Origin of the sequence: Clostridium aromativorans, from assembly GCF_020908015.1 — a bacterium.
GTDB classification, from domain to species: Bacteria; Bacillota; Clostridia; order Clostridiales; family Clostridiaceae; genus Clostridium_B; species Clostridium_B aromativorans.
Window position 1 is genome coordinate 24,170 of the sequence record NZ_JAJJPB010000023.1, and the last position, 17,747, is coordinate 41,916.

Annotated in this window: 18 protein-coding genes; 7 read left to right on the forward strand and 11 right to left on the reverse strand. The window is 35.3% G+C overall.

Annotated elements, in window-relative coordinates:
• Positions 1-76: 76 nt before the first annotated feature.
• Positions 77-1,195 (reverse strand): THUMP domain-containing class I SAM-dependent RNA methyltransferase, encoded by a 1,119-nt coding sequence (locus LN736_RS14600; RefSeq protein ID WP_229981819.1) that lies wholly within the window; start codon positions 1,193-1,195, stop codon positions 77-79.
• A gap of 158 nt (positions 1,196-1,353) precedes the next feature.
• Between LN736_RS14600 and LN736_RS14605 the strand changes: the two genes are divergently transcribed.
• Positions 1,354-2,379: an aldo/keto reductase gene (locus tag LN736_RS14605; RefSeq protein ID WP_179977470.1), complete on the forward strand. Its 1,026-nt coding sequence runs from the start codon at positions 1,354-1,356 to the stop codon at positions 2,377-2,379.
• Positions 2,380-2,617: 238 nt separating this feature from the next.
• A complete protein-coding gene (locus LN736_RS14610) occupies positions 2,618-3,322 on the forward strand; it encodes a CAP domain-containing protein (protein ID WP_150357881.1) in 705 nt (234 codons plus the stop codon).
• A gap of 116 nt (positions 3,323-3,438) precedes the next feature.
• On the opposite strand, the gene LN736_RS14615 is transcribed toward LN736_RS14610, so the two are convergent.
• On the reverse strand, positions 3,439-3,951 hold the full coding sequence (locus LN736_RS14615; RefSeq protein ID WP_179977472.1) for a DUF2284 domain-containing protein: 513 nt from the start codon (positions 3,949-3,951) through the stop codon (positions 3,439-3,441).
• Positions 3,952-4,113: 162 nt separating this feature from the next.
• On the opposite strand from LN736_RS14615, the gene LN736_RS14620 reads away from it, so the two are divergent.
• Positions 4,114-4,662: an LOG family protein gene (locus LN736_RS14620; RefSeq protein WP_229981820.1), complete on the forward strand. Its 549-nt coding sequence runs from the start codon at positions 4,114-4,116 to the stop codon at positions 4,660-4,662.
• A gap of 54 nt (positions 4,663-4,716) precedes the next feature.
• Here LN736_RS14620 and LN736_RS14625 read toward each other — a convergent pair whose 3' ends face one another.
• Complete coding sequence (locus LN736_RS14625; RefSeq protein WP_378062614.1) at positions 4,717-5,772, reverse strand: stage II sporulation protein P; 1,056 nt, start codon at positions 5,770-5,772, stop codon at positions 4,717-4,719.
• A gap of 73 nt (positions 5,773-5,845) precedes the next feature.
• Positions 5,846-6,988, reverse strand: a complete 1,143-nt coding sequence (locus LN736_RS14630; protein ID WP_229981821.1) for a YibE/F family protein — start codon at positions 6,986-6,988, stop codon at positions 5,846-5,848.
• Positions 6,989-7,212: 224 nt separating this feature from the next.
• Between LN736_RS14630 and LN736_RS14635 the strand changes: the two genes are divergently transcribed.
• From LN736_RS14635 to LN736_RS14650, 4 genes are all read left to right on the forward strand, one after another.
• Entirely contained in the window at positions 7,213-8,136 is a 924-nt protein-coding gene (locus tag LN736_RS14635) for a metal ABC transporter substrate-binding protein (protein ID WP_229981822.1), read from the forward strand.
• A 75-nt stretch (positions 8,137-8,211) separates the two neighbouring features.
• A complete protein-coding gene (locus LN736_RS14640; protein ID WP_229981823.1) occupies positions 8,212-8,697 on the forward strand; it encodes a dihydrofolate reductase in 486 nt (161 codons plus the stop codon).
• Positions 8,698-8,828: 131 nt separating this feature from the next.
• Positions 8,829-9,890 carry an FAD:protein FMN transferase gene (locus LN736_RS14645; RefSeq protein WP_268253912.1) on the forward strand — a complete coding sequence of 354 codons (1,062 nt, stop codon included), beginning with the start codon at positions 8,829-8,831 and terminating at the stop codon, positions 9,888-9,890.
• Position 9,891: 1 nt separating this feature from the next.
• Positions 9,892-11,112, forward strand: a complete 1,221-nt coding sequence (locus LN736_RS14650) for a 4Fe-4S binding protein (RefSeq protein WP_229981824.1) — start codon at positions 9,892-9,894, stop codon at positions 11,110-11,112.
• A gap of 98 nt (positions 11,113-11,210) precedes the next feature.
• On the opposite strand, the gene LN736_RS14655 is transcribed toward LN736_RS14650, so the two are convergent.
• The 7 genes from LN736_RS14655 to LN736_RS14685 form a co-directional block, all read right to left on the reverse strand.
• Entirely contained in the window at positions 11,211-12,119 is a 909-nt protein-coding gene (locus LN736_RS14655) for a LysR family transcriptional regulator (protein WP_229981825.1), read from the reverse strand.
• Between the two features lie 79 nt (positions 12,120-12,198).
• Positions 12,199-12,531, reverse strand: coding sequence for a thioredoxin family protein (locus tag LN736_RS14660; RefSeq protein WP_229981826.1), 333 nt, complete (start codon positions 12,529-12,531; stop codon positions 12,199-12,201).
• Positions 12,524-13,351: an ABC transporter ATP-binding protein gene (locus tag LN736_RS14665; RefSeq protein ID WP_229981827.1), complete on the reverse strand. Its 828-nt coding sequence runs from the start codon at positions 13,349-13,351 to the stop codon at positions 12,524-12,526. The genes LN736_RS14660 and LN736_RS14665 overlap by 8 nt, the downstream gene beginning before the upstream one ends.
• Before the next feature lie 17 nt (positions 13,352-13,368).
• Positions 13,369-14,424, reverse strand: coding sequence for a taurine ABC transporter substrate-binding protein (locus tag LN736_RS14670; protein ID WP_229981828.1), 1,056 nt, complete (start codon positions 14,422-14,424; stop codon positions 13,369-13,371).
• Positions 14,424-15,236, reverse strand: coding sequence for an ABC transporter permease subunit (locus LN736_RS14675; protein ID WP_229981829.1), 813 nt, complete (start codon positions 15,234-15,236; stop codon positions 14,424-14,426). Before LN736_RS14675 ends, LN736_RS14670 begins: the two co-directional genes overlap by 1 nt.
• Positions 15,190-15,576, reverse strand: a complete 387-nt coding sequence (locus tag LN736_RS14680; protein WP_229981830.1) for a thioredoxin family protein — start codon at positions 15,574-15,576, stop codon at positions 15,190-15,192. Before LN736_RS14680 ends, LN736_RS14675 begins: the two co-directional genes overlap by 47 nt.
• Before the next feature lie 8 nt (positions 15,577-15,584).
• Entirely contained in the window at positions 15,585-17,576 is a 1,992-nt protein-coding gene (locus tag LN736_RS14685; protein WP_229981831.1) for an alkaline phosphatase family protein, read from the reverse strand.
• Between the last annotated feature and the right edge of the window lie 171 nt (positions 17,577-17,747).

The window sequence follows — 17,747 nt, forward strand, 5'->3', positions numbered from 1 at the left end:
CTGCATGTTAAAATCAAACTTCTCGCCATAACTGAATAATGAACCGGGGAAGTTAAAATAATTCCATCAGCTTCCCTCATTCAAAATTAAAATACTGATAATAATAGCATTTTAACCTACCATTATAAAGTTTTCTGTTCTTGTCAGATTTTTTTCCAAAATGTTTCTCAAATTTTTCGTGAGCAGTTATTATAAAATAATTCCAACCTTTAAGTCTTGAAAATACTCTCCCCATATCCTGATAAAGTTTTTCTACTTCTTTAAGCTCCCCTAGTCTTTCCCCGTAAGGCGGATTGCTTATTATAAATCCACAGCTCTTCTTTGAGCTGAACTTCTGTACCGGTATTTTTTGAAATGTTATGTAGTCCTGCACTCCTGCTTTTTTGGCATTTCCCATGGCAGTTCTAATCACTCTTCCATCTATATCCGATGCCAAAATTTTGAACTCCCTACCGTTTATAGAATTTACTGCAAATTCTCTTAAATCCCTCCATATATGCTGCGGAATTATATCCCATTGTTCTGAAACAAAATTTCTATTTAATCCTGGAGCTATGTTTTTTCCAATTAATGCTGCCTCAATTGCAATAGTTCCGGAGCCACACATGGGATCTGCCAATATCCTGCTGGGATTCCACCTACTAAGCAGCACCATAGCTGCCGCCAAAGTCTCCTTGATAGGTGCTTCTCCTGAATTTTTTCTGTATCCCCTTTTATGCAGCCCCTCACCGGAAGTGTCCACAGTCAAGGTAACCATATCCTTTAAAATGCCAACTTCTATCCTATACTCAGCCCCAGTTTCCTCAAATCTTTCTATTCCATATTTATTTTTCATGGATTCAACTACAGCTCTTTTAACTATGGACTGACAGTCAGGTATACTGTGCAGCTTTGATTTTATAGATTTTCCTGTCACATGCATAAATGCATCCTCTGGCATTAAGCTCCCCCAATTCACGGAAAGTGCACCCTGAAAAAGTTCTTCAAAGCTCTCCGCTTTAAATTCCGCCATTCTTATAAGAACCCTTTCTGCAGTTCTAAGCCATAGATTACAGGTGACTATATCAATCTCATCTCCTTGAAAAATAACTCTTCCATTTTCAATTTTCAAATCCTCATATCCAAGAGTTTTTAGCTCCCCGGCAACTACAGATTCCAGTCCAAATGTGGATGTGGCAATCAATGTGTATTCCATCTTGTCCCTCCTACATACTTTTAAAATATTGCACATGTGCGGTTTTTTATCCAATTTAACAATTATAATACATAAAGTCAAAATATTAAATACATTATACATTAATAATTACAATCTGCTGATCTTAAGCTATAATAAATATATTTGGAGGTGTTTTTATGGATAAAATAAGATTGGGAAAAACAAATTTGATGGTAACAAGAAGCGGCTTTGGAGCACTGCCCATACAGAGGGTTTCCTTTGAAGATGCTAAAAAAATTTTGCGTAAAGCCTATGACAATGGAATAAACTTTTTCGACACTGCAAGAATGTATTCAGATAGTGAGGAAAAAATAGGCTACTCACTTTCTGATGTACGAAAAAATATCATAATATCTACAAAGAGTCATGCAAAAGATAAAAAAACCCTGCTAAAGCATTTAGAAACAAGTCTGAAAAATTTAAAGACAGATTACGTGGACATCATTCAGCTGCATAACCCTGATGAATTACCTGATCCTGATGATCCCGAAGGACTTTATGCTGGTCTTCTGGAAGCTAAAAAACGCGGCATGACCAGATTTTTAGGAATCACAAATCATAAAATAGGCAATGCCTTAAAAGCTGCGGATTCAGAACTGTACGATACCATTCAGTTTCCATTGAGTTCTCTGTCCTCAGATGATGATTTAAAACTCATAAGTGAATGTAAAAAAAGAGATATCGGCGTCATTGCTATGAAAGCTCTTTCAGGAGGACTTATAACCAATGCTGCATCTACATTTGCATTTTTAAGGCAGTTCAATAATGTAGTACCTATATGGGGCATACAGAGGGAATCCGAACTAGATGAATTCATTGCCCTTGAAAAAAATCCACCGGTACTGGACGAATCCATGTGGTCCATCATCAAGAAAGATCGTTTGGAACTAGCTGGAGACTTCTGCCGGGGATGCGGATACTGTCTCCCATGTCCTGCAGGAATTGAGATCCCCACATGTGCCAGGATATCTCTCTTCCTAAAAAGAGCTCCCTACAAAGATTTCATGAAAGATGAATTCAAGGGAAAAATGGATCTAATAAATAACTGCATAGAATGTGGCCATTGTAAGGATCATTGCCCATATAAACTTGATACACCAAATCTTTTAAAAAAAGAGCTCAAAAGCTACAATAGATTTTATGCCGAGCACAAAAATGACTGATTTACATCTAAATTTATACTCATATTCAAATATGAACCTTTATTACCAAAATGTTTTTACAATTATTTGAAATGTTTTTATTGTATTTACAAAACATTGACACAATATTCATATTTATTATTTATACTCTAAAATAAGTTTTTTAATATATTAAAAACTTAAATTGAAATTATATTGAAATTTTCAAATATGAAATCAATATAATTTTTTCAAGTCAAAATTTTTGGGGGTTCATTTTATGAATAAAAAAGTCAAATCGATAATCGCAGCAATGGTTATTGCTGGAACTATACCAGCTATTACACCTGCTGTAGCAAAAGCAGCTGAAAGTACATGTCCTAATTCAGTAAATCAACAGGCTCTGTCAAAAAATGTACTAGCTAATTATCCTCAGCTCAGTAATTTGAAAATTTTTACTTCAGAAAAGTCAATTGGGAATAAAAACACTTGTACTACCAAGGTGCAGACAAATTCCAATAAGGCTTCTGCCAACACAAATCAAAATACTTCATCTGCAAAACCGGTACAAAATAGTGGACAATCTTCTAATATAAGCACTGAAGCAAATGAAGTTATAAAATTAGTCAATGCAGAAAGAAGCAAAAATGGACTAGCTCCACTTAAAGCCAATACCGAATTATCCAAAGTGGCAGCAGTGAAAGCCCAAGATATGATTGACAAAAACTATTTCAGCCACAATTCACCTACTTACGGATCGCCTTTTGACATGATGAAAAAATTTGGTATAAGTTACACAGCAGCAGGTGAAAATATAGCATATGGCCAGAAAACTCCTTCTGAAGTAATGAATGCCTGGATGAACTCTGCAGGCCACAGAGCAAATATATTAAATTCTAATTTTACAGAAATTGGAGTTGGAGTTGCCAAAGATAAAAATGGAACTCCCTATTGGGTTCAGATGTTTATAAACCCTGGTAAATAGTCAATCTTAAATATTTGAAGGAAGTGCTGAAAAACTACTTTAAAAGTATCTTTACAGCACTTCCTTGATCTTCTAAAAAATAATATAGTTGCACATATTCACGATTTCAGTACATATTATTCAATAAGAACTAGTCCATAACAATTGAGCTGATCTTTTCTTTCTTTATTCTTTAATACACCTATAGGAAATCCATTTGCCTTTATCGTAGCAAATACATCTATACCACAGGCCTCCATAGATGGCCTTGCTTCACCTGGATGCCTGCAATTTCCCATATCACATTCTTCGCACAGCTTACAAGGGCCTGCTCCAAAACCAAATGCCTTATAATAACCTGATAAAAAAATATTTTTTTCAATTTCCACTGCAATTTTAGTAGTGGAAGCCAAATCCATCTTGCACTGTATGAGAATAGCCTTGTCATAACAATCAATTATCTGCTGTGTCTCCTTATAAGAAGGAGCTTTAGGCGGACAACAATTGCTTCTGTTATAATTGCCGCATCCAAATTTACACTTCATTATTGTCCATGCAGCTGTTTCTATGGTATCTGTATCAATTATTTTGGCATCATATGCTCCAAGCTCCTTGGCTACTTCGATATATTTCTTCAAATCATCCTTCATTTTAAATTCCCCCAAAATCAAATAATATTTTTCATCCATTTCAAATTAATTATATACCAGATAATCATCCCGTACTCAATATATAATTATCAATCATACTTTTTTTCTATATAATATAATAAAGTGCAATATGGAATAACTGATTACAGGAGGATTGATAGCATGAAAAGTATATGTGTGTATTGCGGTTCAAATTCAGGTACACGTAAAGAATACAGTAAAAGTGCACGATTACTTGGAAAAGAATTGGCAAAAAATCAAATACAGCTTATATATGGAGGTTCCAATTCAGGTCTTATGGGGCAAATCTCAAATGAAGTTTTAAAAAATGGTGGTAAAGTTACTGGTGTTATTCCTGAAATACTTCTTTTAAACGAGCCTCCTAATCACAAATTGACTAAACTCATATATGTTAAAAACATGAGCGAAAGGAAAGAAAGAATGTCAGATCTTTGTGATGGATTTATTGCTCTCCCAGGGGGGCTCGGCACCTATGAGGAATTATTTGATACCATAAGCTGGGCCAGGCTCAAAATTCATAAAAAACCTATAGGATTACTGAATATAGAACATTTTTTTGATCCTCTTTTAGACATGCTTAAAAATTCATGCAGAGAAGGTTTCATAAATGACTTAAGCCTCAAATCTCTATTGATTTCAAATAGTCCCCATCAATTGGTAAATAATATGATAAACTACAAGTCTAGTTAAAAACCTGGGGGAAAATTTTATTATCAAAGTTTTCCCCTAACTTTCAATCTTCAGCTATTTGATGATCTGCGCAATTATCCTCGCTATATACTTGGTAGAGGCTTTGGATTCATCCGTAGTATTTATCTGGGACCCTATCTCCATAAGTATTGCATTGTTGCTCATGCCCTGGTTAAAATACCTTGTTCCATAATTATAATACAAATTAACCCCCCTAGAAAGACCCGGATACAGCTTGTTTGAAAGATCTATTATCTGATTTGCCAGTTTCATATTCTTGTCAAAATGAGGATTTTTTTTCGTCATAACCAGCATAAACTTGGATACATTTTCTCCATTTAATTTTACAGTCACTGAATTTTTATCTTCAGCATAATCCCTGTGCATATCTATTATGAGCTTGAAATCTCCATATTTTTTTAAGTATTTTCCCAAGGTTACCGAAGATCTTGCATAACTTTGATTATATCCCTGTGCATCGTGGACAGTGGTATCATTTATTGCAGAAATGCCGTATTTGTTGAGCTCTGTAACCAGCTGCTGCCCTACGGCACAGACATTTTTAGTATCATCAGAACTATTTGCATCTCCTGGTTTATAGCTTTCCGTAGTATGGGTATGATAAATAAGTATATCCGGCTTTTTGCTGTTCATCTTTCTCTTCAGACTTGGATCAAACACATCTGTACTTTCAGCGGAACTATTATCTCCCCTGCTCAAATTTTTGTCATCGTCTGTTTTAGCTATCTGTTTATCATCAAGCTTAAACTCATTCACGCTGCCATCCGATATACCACCCCCTAAAAAGGCCACTTCCCTTCCCAGTATACTAAGTGGATTTTTATAACTTATATTAAAAGGCTCTAAAACTAAATTTTTCAGCGAAAAATTATTTTCTGCCATATCTTCTTCATCAAAACAGGTGGCTTTAACTGCAGGCATCGCATAATTCAGTATTTGAACATATAACATGTTTCCTCTAATATTGTTATTTTGATTATTATTTGCCTCAACCAAATAGGGCAATACAATTACAAATACCAGGCTTATAATCAAATTGAGCATTTCAAATCTAGGCTTATCTTTTCTGCTAAATTTTTTATAATTCACAATATATTTACTGCTTTAATCAAAAAGCAGTTTTTCCCTCCCTTCACAACTGAAATTCACTATGAATCCATTATCATCTCTTATCCAAAATCCAATATGCAAAGACAGTGATGGGAATCGTAAATATAAGCCCTATACTACTCGCAAAAGTCTTTATTACATCCGAGGCAATCATATCCTGGTTTATTATATCTATAAAGCTGCTTTTACTCACCATATATCCCAATACCAGAAACACAGTGCCACTTATATAGGCCAGTACTAAAGTAGTTGTCATTGTTCCTATAGTGTCCCTTCCCACACTCATTCCTGCTTTTATAATATTTCCGTTTGAAATCCTGGGATTATTTTCTCTTAACTCATTCATAGTTGAAGCTATAGACATACTTATATCCATTACCGCACCCAATGTACCTATAAGTATTGATCCAAACAAAATTCCCTTAAAATTCAAAGTGCCCTTTAAAAGAGAATCCATAAGCAGCTGGGCATCTTCCGTTCCAACTCCCGATACCCTTGCAGAGTTAATATAAACATATGCTATAATACCTGCTATAATGACTCCACTGCTTGTTCCCAAAATTGCAGCTGCACTTTTCCTATTAAATCCGCTCACTATAATCAGGCTTATTATTGTTATAGCAATACAAACAGCTGTTGAGACAACAATAGGATTATATCCTTGTAAAATCAGCGGTAAAAATACTTTTACAATTATCAAACAGGTTATTGTTAAAGTTATCAGGGACTTAAAACCTCTTATTCCACCTATTAAAATAATAGATATCATAAAAAATATAAGCAGGTGAAGTAATTGATTCTGCCTAACTACCTGATATACACTTGCTTCGTTTATTTTCCCACTATTGTCTTCGCTTATCGACAGAAACAATTCATCACCTGTTTTAAATTCTATATTATCCGGTTTGGATGGCTGAATAGTATGTGTTATTTCAACTTTTTCACCATCGTGCTTTCCCTCTGTGATCTCTACCTTCAATTTTTGTTGCTTTTCCATAACATTTTTATCCTCTTTATCTGCATCATTGGAAGATATTACATTTATAACTTTGCCCTTTATTATGCTTTCGGCAGTATTACTATCACTTTCACTTCCTTCTGCTCTTACTGAAATAGTACAAAATAGAATAACAGGAATCATAAATAATACTATAAAAAGTAAAAAGCATTTACGTGTTTTAAACAATTTTATCACTCCTCGTACAATTTAATGTTTATTAAATAATATTCAAGTATTTTAAAAATATAACAGCCATATATTTCGAAGTTTTCAGTAAAATTTTTGCCTATTGACATAAACCAGCATATGGAGTATATAATTTAATTACATTTTATTTCTTGACAATAATTCAATACTCCATTATAGTAAATGTGTAAATGCAATTCATATGCATTTACATATTTTAAGGAGGTCATGAAATGTTTAAAAAAAATAAGTTATTTATAATAGCTGCTATTCTCAGCAGTATTATGTTTGTTTTTTCAGGATGCAGTAGTTCAAGTGGGACAAACACCGATAATAAAAGTCAATCGAAGCCAAAAGTAGTGGTATCTTTCAACGCCATGAGGGAATTTGCCTCAGCCATCGGAAAAGATAAGATAGATATTACAACCATAATTCCAAATGGCACAGAGCCTCATGACTTCGAACCAACTGCAAAGGATCTTAAAACCCTTAGCAGTGCCAATGTATTCATATACAGCGGACTTGGAATGGAATCATGGAAAGACAAGGTCATAAATTCAGCAAATAATAAAAATTTAATTGCAGTTGATGCCTCAAAAGGTATAACTCCAATTAAAAATACAGATGCAGACGAGATAAAGGAGCACGGTCAATATGATCCCCATGCATGGATAAGTTTAAAAAACGCTGAGATCCAATCAAAGAACATAAAAGATGCTTTAGTTAAAGCGGATCCTTCAAATAAAGATTTTTATGAAAAAAACTACAAGAGCTTTTCAAAACAGCTAGAGGATCTCTACAGTGAATACAAAACAAAATTTTCAACTGTTAAAAATAAAAATTTTGTAACCGGTCATGCTGCTTTTGCATATCTCTGCAGGGATTATGGGTTAAAACAAAACAGCGTGGAAGGTGTATTTGCAGAAGGAGAACCTTCACCACAAAAATTGGCAGAGCTTGTGAATTACTGCAAACAGAATAATATAAAAACCATATTCGTAGAGGACATGGTAAGTCCCAAGGTTTCCAATACACTAGCCAAAGAAGTAGGAGCAAAGGTAGAAAAAATATATACAATTGAAAGTAAAGAAGATAACAAAAATTATATTCAAAGCATGAAGTCCAATTTAGAAATGATATATAACAGCCTTAAATAACATTTCATCCACATATTATGCTATAATACAGTAAATACATTCTGAATAAGTACAGACAAGGAAGTGAGCTCCCCTGTGATAAGTTTAATTGCAGCTATCAATAAAAATTACGTAATAGGAAAAAACAACAAACTGATATGGCACATACCAGAGGATCTAAAAAGATTTAAAAAAATAACTCTGGAAAAAACTATCATAATGGGGAGAAAAACTTTCGAGTCACTTCCTAAAATACTGCCTGATAGAAAACATATTGTAATAACAAGAAATAGAAATTATTTCATTTCGGACAGTAGAATTGTGGTTGTACATGACATTGAGGACATCTTGAAATACAAAGCTTGTCCTGAAGAGGTATTCATAATAGGCGGAGAAAAAATCTACAGCAGAATGCTTCCTCACTGCAGCAGGCTGTATTTAACTGAAATAATGTCTTCTGAAAGTGGAGATACATACTTTCCAAAATTCAACAAGGCAGATTACAGGGTAATTGAATATGAAAAACACTGTGATAACAACATTGAATACAATTTTTTAACTCTTGAAAAAAAGCTCCCCTGAAATATTCCATTTAAAATTAATTAACATTTTTATAAGAAATTTCTCAACAAATCTTAACGTAATATTAAGGTTTGTTTTTTATTATAAATCTATACTAAAAAAGAATAATTTAAATTTTGCAGGTGATATAATTGTTTCAAAACATAGTAAATATTGTTATAACAATCACTACACTTATATCAGTGATTATTTATGCATTCATAATTCACAATAAAAAAACTTCTATAGTAAAAAACAGTTATGTTCTGGGAACCATAGTGCATATACAGATATTTGGAAACAGATCCGAGCAATTAGCAGAAAAAGCATTGGAAAAACTCATGGATATTGATGACAAAATGTCTGTATTCAAGGACTACAGTGAAATATCAAAAATAAATAGAAATGCCGGGTTATCTCCTCAAATCATCAGCAGCGATACCTATTTTGTAATAAAAAAAGCTGTAGAATATGCCAGGCTGTTAGGCGGATCTTTTGATCCCACTATAGGTCCTTTAACATCTCTATGGAATATAGGTACTGAACGTGAAAGAATTCCGCAAAAAGATGAAATAGATAAAAAATTAAGTCTGGTCAACTATAAGGACATAATTTTAGATGAAGGTACCAGATCCATCAAATTGAAATATAAAAATCAGTCAATCGATGTGGGAGGTATAGCCAAGGGATTTGCAGCAGATACAGTTAAAGGCCTGTTGTCCAAACATCACGTTAAAAGTGCCTTAATCGATCTGGGCGGAAATATCTTTGCCCTGGGTCGCAAATGCAACGGCGATTTATGGAGCATAGGCATTCAGAACCCCTTTAAACACCGTGGAGAATACATCGGAATAATAAATGTTAAAGATAAATCCATAGTCACATCCGGCAATTATGAAAGGTATTTTATGAATAGCGGCAAAAAATTCCATCACATACTGGATCCTAAAACAGGATATCCTTCAGAGAGCAGCATTGTAAGTGCTAGTATTATATCCGGCAATTCCATTGACGGCGACGGATTATCCACAGGCATCTATATTATGGATGTACATAAATCCATGGATTTAATAGAATCCCTGCCGGGCATAGATGCAATATTGATTACCAGTGCAAAAAAAGTGTATATTACATCAGGTATTGTTGAAAATTTCAAGCTGACTGACAACGAATTTAAATATATCAAAAATTATAAGCAAGAAGGGATCTGCTAATATGACAAAAAAGATTAAAAAAATACAAATTTCCAGACACATTATACAGCTGATTTTGTTTTTTCTGCTTCCTGGTATGTACATACTGGCCTTTAGTGAACTAAAATCAATTTTACAGATGATTGCCAGCGGTAATTTTAATTTTATTCAGGCTTTTCCAGGATTAATGGAATTTATAATAACAGCTGTCCTCACCGTTTTAATAGGAAGATTTTTCTGTGGGTGGCTCTGTGCTTTCGGTACTTTCAATGACTGGGTTCATATAATATCAAAAAAGATCTTTAAAATTGACTTTAAAATAAGTGAACAGCTTGATTCTATATTGAAATATGTGAAATATATAATTTTATCTATCATCCTGATCCTCCTATTTAAAGGTGGAAACACTATTTTAGACGGTTCAAGTCCCTGGGATGCCTTTGCACAGATAAGTGATTGGTCCACTGTACTGTCGTCTTTAACCGTTGGATTTATACTTTTGGTTTTAATAACCCTGGGAAATATTTTTATTGAAAGATTTTTCTGCAGATATCTGTGTCCCCTGGGCGCCGTATTTTCCCTGATATCCAGAATGGGCATATTTAAAATAAACAAACCCGGTAACAAATGCGGCAAATGCAGAATATGCACAGATAATTGTTCAATGGGCTTAAAGCTCTACAGCATGAACAGTGTCAGGGGAGGCGAATGCATAAGCTGCCTAAAATGTATAGAAACATGCCCCAGGAGAAATCCCCGTGCAAGCATACTGGGTGAAGATGTGAACCCAGCAATGGCAAGTTCTTTTGCCATTGTCGTCTTCACAGGCATATACGGTTTAACCAATTTGGGAGGTTCAATCTTAACACAGAAAGGCTTAGCTTCCGCAAATAATGTAGTCTCCAGCAGTAAAAACAAAACGTCAAACAGCAATAGTCAAACTGCCGTAAATTCAAATACTTCACAAAAAGCTAAGTACAAAGACGGCACCTATATTGGAACCGGCACAGGATTTCACGGCGGTACAACAAAAGTCTCCGTAACTGTAAGCGGCGGCAAAATCACTGATATAAAAACAATATCAACAGATGATACTCCAAGATTCTATCAATACGCTGAAGGCACCATACCTAATGAAATAATTTCAGCCCAGTCAAGTTCAGTTGACACTGTATCCGGAGCCACCTACAGCAGCAGAGGACTCATCGAGGCAGTTCAAAACGCATTAGATAAAGCTGTTTAATATTTTATAGAAGATTAAACCTGAGTTTGTCATAGGCAAGCTCAGGTTTATATTATTTTTAGCCAAATACTGAAATCTACAAATGATTATATATTCATCTAATCACTAAATTCACATCTTTGGCACAGTGATTTAATTGTATTTATCAAATCTTTTTCAATATTGGAAATTCTGTGTCTCTTGTTAATTACCATTATGACTTCTATTTCCAGGCTTGCATTATTTATAAGAATCGTATTTATTGAATCAGAACCTTTGTAATAATTAATCATCATTTTGGGCACAAAAGATATGCACGTACCATTACCTACAACTTTTTCTATTACATTTAAATTATCAAATCTATAGGCCACCTTTAGATTCCCATATTTGTGTAATGTTTGTGAAATGCCGCATTTCGTCTCATATCCGGTATTATAAAGTGCCACAGGCTGATTTAATGCTTCTTCTATAGAAATTGTCTCTTTATCTCCAATTGTAGAATTCTTGCCTGCAATCACCATGAGATTATCTTTGAAAAGTTTCTTTATGATAATATCACTAGATTTTACATATTGTTCTGTTTTCAAGTTAATACTTATATCCGCTCTTCCTGAAAGTAAATCATGAAGTATGTCATTTGACTCTCCCACCTTTACCATCAAATTTATTTTGGGATGTTTATATTTAAATGTGGTGAGTATATTTACCATTATTGTATTACAAAAGCTAGGTTCAACTGCAATGCTTATATCTCCAGTAAGTTTCATGGCATTATTTCTGGTAATATTTTTTATTTCTTCTACCTTATCTATAATGCCTGCTGCTTTTTCTATCACACTTTTACCTATCTCTGTAGGTACCATTCCCTTATTAGTCCTCTTAAAAAGTGTAACTCCCAATTCAAGCTCCAGCTTTGAGATAGATGAACTAATTGCAGGCTGTGACATATAGTTCCTTTCAGCAGCCATTGAAATGGATTTAAATTGGGCAACTTCCACTATATAGTAAAGCTGATCTAGACGCATAATATAATTTTCCTCCTTAGAATACCTGCACTTTAGGCAATTATATCATGCAGCATTACTGTTTACAAATTTATCCGAATCAGGTCAAAATACCATTTACTATTTCAATTAAACCTTCTTTTGAATTCAATCCACGAATTTTCTTTACAATTTCTTCATCATTAAATATAACTATGTTGGGTATTCCCTGCAGCCTGAACCTGTAAAACAACTCCTCATGTTTATCCACATCCACCCAGTATGCTTCAATCCTGCCCCTGTATTCATAAGCTACCTGCTCCACAATTGGTATTTGTTCCCTGCACACCTTACATCTGCGGGCCCCAAAAAGTACCAGTGAGGGTATATCATTTTCAAAAGTGAATCTATCAAAATCCTTTTCACCAATTTTTTTCAATGCCATCCTATTCATCTTTTTCGTCATCTTCCTGTATCTGATCTATTAAATATTCCCTCATTTCAAAAAACTCTTTTTGTAATCTAATAGATCTAAAATCCCCTTCTTTAGGCCTTGCCACAGGGTTTTTATATTCCCTGACTATTCTTCCCGGATTAGAATGCATAACAATAATTCTGTCTCCAAGTAAAAGTGCCTCATCTACATCGTGAGTAATAAAAAACAGGCATTTTTGAGTCTGCTGCCATATAAAATAGAGATGTTTCTGCATTTTTTCACGGGTAAGAGCATCAAGAGCACTAAAGGGCTCATCCAAAAGTATTATTTTGGGATTGGCTGCCAGTGTCCTTGCAATGGCAGCCCTCTGTTTCATGCCTCCGGAAAGCTGGTGGGGATACAATTTGGCATAATCCTTCAAACTCACTAGTTCCAAATAATGAGAAGCTATTTCGACTCTTCTGCCTTTAGTCATTCCCTTCATCTTCAATCCAAACTCCACATTCTTTTCTATATTTAGCCAGGGGAGCAAATTAGGCTGTTGGAATACCACACCCACCTGTGGATCCGGATTTGTATGCGGACTGCCATCTATAAAAACAGTTCCTTCAGAGGGCGTCAAATATCCTGCAATAATATTTAGAAGAGAAGATTTTCCGCATCCCGAAGGTCCAAGTACACATACAAAATCATTACTATACAGCTGAAGATTTACATTTTCAAGAGCACGGATATCTTTTCCCGACTGATTATAGGTTAGACTTATATTTTTCAGAATTATATTTGATTCAGTACCTTCCTGCTTTAAAAATAAAGGCATACGTGCTGGCTGTATCATAACCATACTCCCTCCATTTATTTATCATATAATTTAGTCAATATAGCCTTCTGATATACGGACAATTCCGGTGAAGATTTTATTGCCTTTTGTGTCAGCAGATAATCGCCTGTGCTCTTTAACAATTTTCCAAAGTTACCTGGCTTGCTTGAGGTTCCAAAATACTTTGGATCCGTCTGATCTTTGGAATCCAGAACAATTATTTCTTTCATGGATTTAAGAGTATCCTGCTCCGACAATCCAAGCTCCTTTGAAAGGGCTGCGGCAGATTTTTCCGGCTGCTCCTTGTATTCATGTACAGAATCATTTAAAACAGAAATATACTGTTTCATGACATCAGGATATTTATCTGCAAAGCTTTTGCTTACAATGCCAAGCTCACCTGTGATAATTCCCTTTTTAGCCAGGTCTCCCGAGCTTACAATGACTTTACCGCCATCAGCCAGAAGTTTTGATTTGGTGGTTTCCCACACATATGCTCCCTGAATATCACCCCTCTGCCATGCAGCCAGTATATCAGGCATCTGCATGTCAAGAAGTGTAAGCTGCGACTCTTTAATATTATTCAGCTTTAAGGCACCCAGCAAACTAAAATGTGAAGTTGAACTGAAAGTAGTAGCTATTTTCTTTCCCTTTATATCGTCAATGGAATTTATTCCCGAATCCTTTTTTACTACAAGTGCTTCACTGTCACCTATAATATCATCCAGATAGTATATATAATATGGAAGTTTATTTGCTATTCCCGTTGCTGCAGGGGGTGTACCTATAGTTGCCAGCTCCAATGATCCACTTGCCATAGCTGTAATTATATCACGGCCTGCATCAAATTTTATCCATGAGATTTTTGTCCCGGGAAATTTTTTCTCCACAGCTCCCGTGGCCTTTGCAAGAAGCTCTCCATTTGGAGATGTCATATATCCAATACGTATTTCTTTGGGCTTGTTTTGTCCGGCTGAAGAGCTTGTTTTATTGCTGCTCTGATCACCACCTCCCTGACATCCTGCTGCAAAAGTCAAAATCACCGCAATTAACAACATAAATACAATTTTAAAATATTTCTTTGTTTTCATCATTTCTCCTCCTCTTCCCCAACCCAGGGTGAAACCTTTCTAAGTGCAAGTCTAATGCAGGCATCAATAAATATGGCAATCAGGCCCATAATTACAATTCCCATATAGACAACATCATTCCTTAAAAATTTACTTGCATCCAGCACCATCCACCCGATTCCAGAAACTGCAGCAACCATTTCAGCTGCTACCAGGGTAGCATAGGATACTCCCACCGCCGTCCTGAAGCCCGTCAATATATCCGGCAGACAAGATGGAAATATCACATAAATAAACAATTTGAATTTAGATGCCCCAAGGGACTTGCAGCCGTTTATTCTGTCCCGGGGTATCTTTTTAACACTGAATACCGTATTGATAAACAATGGGGCAAATCCGCTCAAAAAAAGCAGTATTATTTTTGAAACATCAGTTATTCCAAACCACAACACCAAAAGTGTATAATAGGCAAGAGGCGGAAGCGGCCTGTAAAACTCAATAAAAGGATCCAATATGGCCATCAGAAGCCTTGAGCCGCCTGCCGCAAGCCCCAATGGTACCGCCGTTATAAAAGCAAAAAACAGTGCTGTAAACAATCTTTTCATACTCGAAAATATATGAAAAAATAAGGAATGACCTTTATAGCCTTCTCCCAGTATTTGAATAAATACCGACCAGACATCCCCTGGTGATGGTAAAAACACAGGATTGAACAAATTCAGCTTACTGCCTGTATACCATACCAGAAATGCCACAACAACTGATGTTATGGAAATAATTCTATATTTATATTTTTGTATGGTAAAATTGTTTTTTGATATTTTCTTTAACATAAAAATCATTCCTTAAATAATGAATTATTATTTTATCTAGAACCTCTTTACTGCGGAAGCCTGTAATTTTTCTTGCTGCCTCCCCATCTTTAAATATTAAAATAGTGGGTATACCGCTTAATCTAAACCTCTGAACCAATAACTCATGTTTATCCACATCAACTGAATAAATATTTAACCTGTCAGAATACTCCTCTGCCATTTTCTCCAAAATTGGATGCAGCATTTTACAGGCACCGCATCTATCTGCGTTAAAAAATACTATTGCCGGAGTATCGCTGTCAAAGGTGAAACTGTCGAAATTTTTCTCGTCAATGCTCAAAATAGAACTCTTATCCATAAAATGAATCACTCCTCCAGGGCCTGATATATTATTCCACCTTCTGCATTTTTAGGCACGGGAATCCCTGCCAGATAGCTTATAGTTGGAACTATATCCACTACTCCCACATTTCTATCAATGATTTCTCCACTTTTTATCCCGGCTCCTACTGCAGCAAACAATGCTTTCATGGAATGTCCCAAAAGTTCGTGGTTACTCAATCCATTTCCATGACATCTGGTAAATTCAGGCTCCAGTATATAAAATATATCTCCAGAATTTTCACCACCCAGTCCAAGGACCTCCATATCTTTTCTGTTCAATGCAAAGCTTATGACTCTTCTTCCGGTTTTAGGATCCCTGTAATTGTACAGATCATCTATTATTTTTTCTACCAATTTGTCATAATCTTTAGGATCAACAATTCCTTCAGGATCCCTTCCCTTTAAATTTATATATATAAATGTAGCTCTTTGGGAAATCGCAGTGGTATGCTGCCAATCTATCTGCAGTTTTCCATCCACCTCTTTTAATTTAGTATATCCAAGCTCTCCCATTACACCTGTATTGATTCCCCACATATCCCCTATTAGAGGAAATTCTGTTTTAGGATTTTTTCCCACACCACCGTGATCGGAAACAATAAATATGGTTGTTTGCCCGTCAAGTCTCTTCAGCATTTCTCCTATAAATTTGTCACTCAATTCATATATTCTGTATATTAAATCCCTATATCTTTCGTATTCTTTCGAAGTCTCCTCAAATGTATAATCCAGATAAAAATGATTGTACATGTCAATTCCATGCATATGAACATAAAAAAGATCCCATTCTTTATTATCAAGCAGATAATTAATAGCTTTTACATGCCAGTCATACATCTCTGTAATGGATTCAAACATAATTTCATCGGCGGTCTTGTTCAATCTGTCATAATTGGTGGGTTGAAGCATGGGTCCTACTTTATCATATATTTCCCCTCCTATCTTGTCCGGGTAGAAATATTTTCCACTGTATAAATCCAGTACAAAGGAATAATAAAATTTCAGCTTGCTTCCATCGCTTTCCAGGTTGATTATTCTTATTTTATAAGCTACTTTGGTACTTTTGCCATCTATTCTGTAATTGTCATAGATCCAATTGCTCCATTCACCTGCTTTTGCCTCTCCAATTGGATTTTCATCTTTTTTTCTCCTATATATCTTTACCTTATTATAATTTTTACCGTCCCCTGCTACTATAAGTCCATATCTTCTGGCCATGCCGCTGTTTACAGGAAGCACAACTTCCTTTGCTCCATCAGGTGCATTTTTCCATCCAGAAGCCCATCTAATGGGAGTTGTTATCTGATCCGCATTTGGAACGTCTGCAGAGGATTCACCGGTCTCTTCAGAAGTCACAATGTCAGGTTCAGTATATCCATATCCATCGTACTCCGACTTGCTTATGTCAGCTTTTATAGATGAAACCTCCCCCTCAACTCTGCAGTCGGTACCTGTATTGTCCAATACATGGGGTATTTCTTTTATTGGAAAATCACCTTCAATACAGTTATATACTTTTTCATAATCCACATATCCCCTTAAATTTGTATATATACTTGTCCCATCTACATATATATCATTTTTAGTCTTTGGCGGCCATGCAGTGGGATAATTAAACAATATGCTTTTTTTGCCTGAACGGGCATAAGCTTCCCATATGGTTTCTGCCTTTAACAGCTCAGAATTAAAACCATAATCCAGCTTATCAAGCGGATTCCCAAGTGTATGATTCCAAAAACAAGTTATACCATGAGTATTGGGAAATGCTCCAGTAGCCAGAGATGCCCAGTTTGGAGGAGTGATTGCCGGCAGGACACTTCTCATGGAATAATCTTTTGTCGTGACACCCCGGGATATTACCTTCTTAAAATTCGGCAGCTTTCCTTCTGCTACATATTTTTTTACCTGCAGTGCATCTGCTCCATCCAGCCCCAGCAGGAGTACTTTTTTAGCTTTTATATTACTATATGACATTTTTTACCTCCCAAAAATACATAATAAAATAAAAAAACCGGATAACAAATTAAATACACAGCTGCGTACTGTATAAAAACTTGCCTCCAGTTTTCTGGTCAACAATTTTAAATTTAGGTACATACTATAGCATTTTGTGTTCACTGTCAATTAATTAATATTTATGCCCCC

Bases quoted from the DNA above. Each gene is read 5' to 3' on its own strand.
- LN736_RS14600 (WP_229981819.1), bottom strand. From the start codon at position 1,195: ATGGAATACACATTGATTGCCACATCCACATTTGGACTGGAATCTGTA.
- LN736_RS14605 (WP_179977470.1), top strand. From the start codon at position 1,354: ATGGATAAAATAAGATTGGGAAAAACAAATTTGATGGTAACAAGAAGC.
- LN736_RS14610 (WP_150357881.1), top strand. From the start codon at position 2,618: ATGAATAAAAAAGTCAAATCGATAATCGCAGCAATGGTTATTGCTGGA.
- LN736_RS14615 (WP_179977472.1), bottom strand. From the start codon at position 3,951: ATGAAGGATGATTTGAAGAAATATATCGAAGTAGCCAAGGAGCTTGGA.
- LN736_RS14620 (WP_229981820.1), top strand. From the start codon at position 4,114: ATGAAAAGTATATGTGTGTATTGCGGTTCAAATTCAGGTACACGTAAA.
- LN736_RS14635 (WP_229981822.1), top strand. From the start codon at position 7,213: ATGTTTAAAAAAAATAAGTTATTTATAATAGCTGCTATTCTCAGCAGT.
- LN736_RS14650 (WP_229981824.1), top strand. From the start codon at position 9,892: ATGACAAAAAAGATTAAAAAAATACAAATTTCCAGACACATTATACAG.
- LN736_RS14655 (WP_229981825.1), bottom strand. From the start codon at position 12,119: ATGCGTCTAGATCAGCTTTACTATATAGTGGAAGTTGCCCAATTTAAA.
- LN736_RS14660 (WP_229981826.1), bottom strand. From the start codon at position 12,531: ATGAATAGGATGGCATTGAAAAAAATTGGTGAAAAGGATTTTGATAGA.
- LN736_RS14665 (WP_229981827.1), bottom strand. From the start codon at position 13,351: ATGATACAGCCAGCACGTATGCCTTTATTTTTAAAGCAGGAAGGTACT.
- LN736_RS14670 (WP_229981828.1), bottom strand. From the start codon at position 14,424: ATGAAAACAAAGAAATATTTTAAAATTGTATTTATGTTGTTAATTGCG.
- LN736_RS14675 (WP_229981829.1), bottom strand. From the start codon at position 15,236: ATGTTAAAGAAAATATCAAAAAACAATTTTACCATACAAAAATATAAA.
- LN736_RS14680 (WP_229981830.1), bottom strand. From the start codon at position 15,576: ATGGATAAGAGTTCTATTTTGAGCATTGACGAGAAAAATTTCGACAGT.
- LN736_RS14685 (WP_229981831.1), bottom strand. From the start codon at position 17,576: ATGTCATATAGTAATATAAAAGCTAAAAAAGTACTCCTGCTGGGGCTG.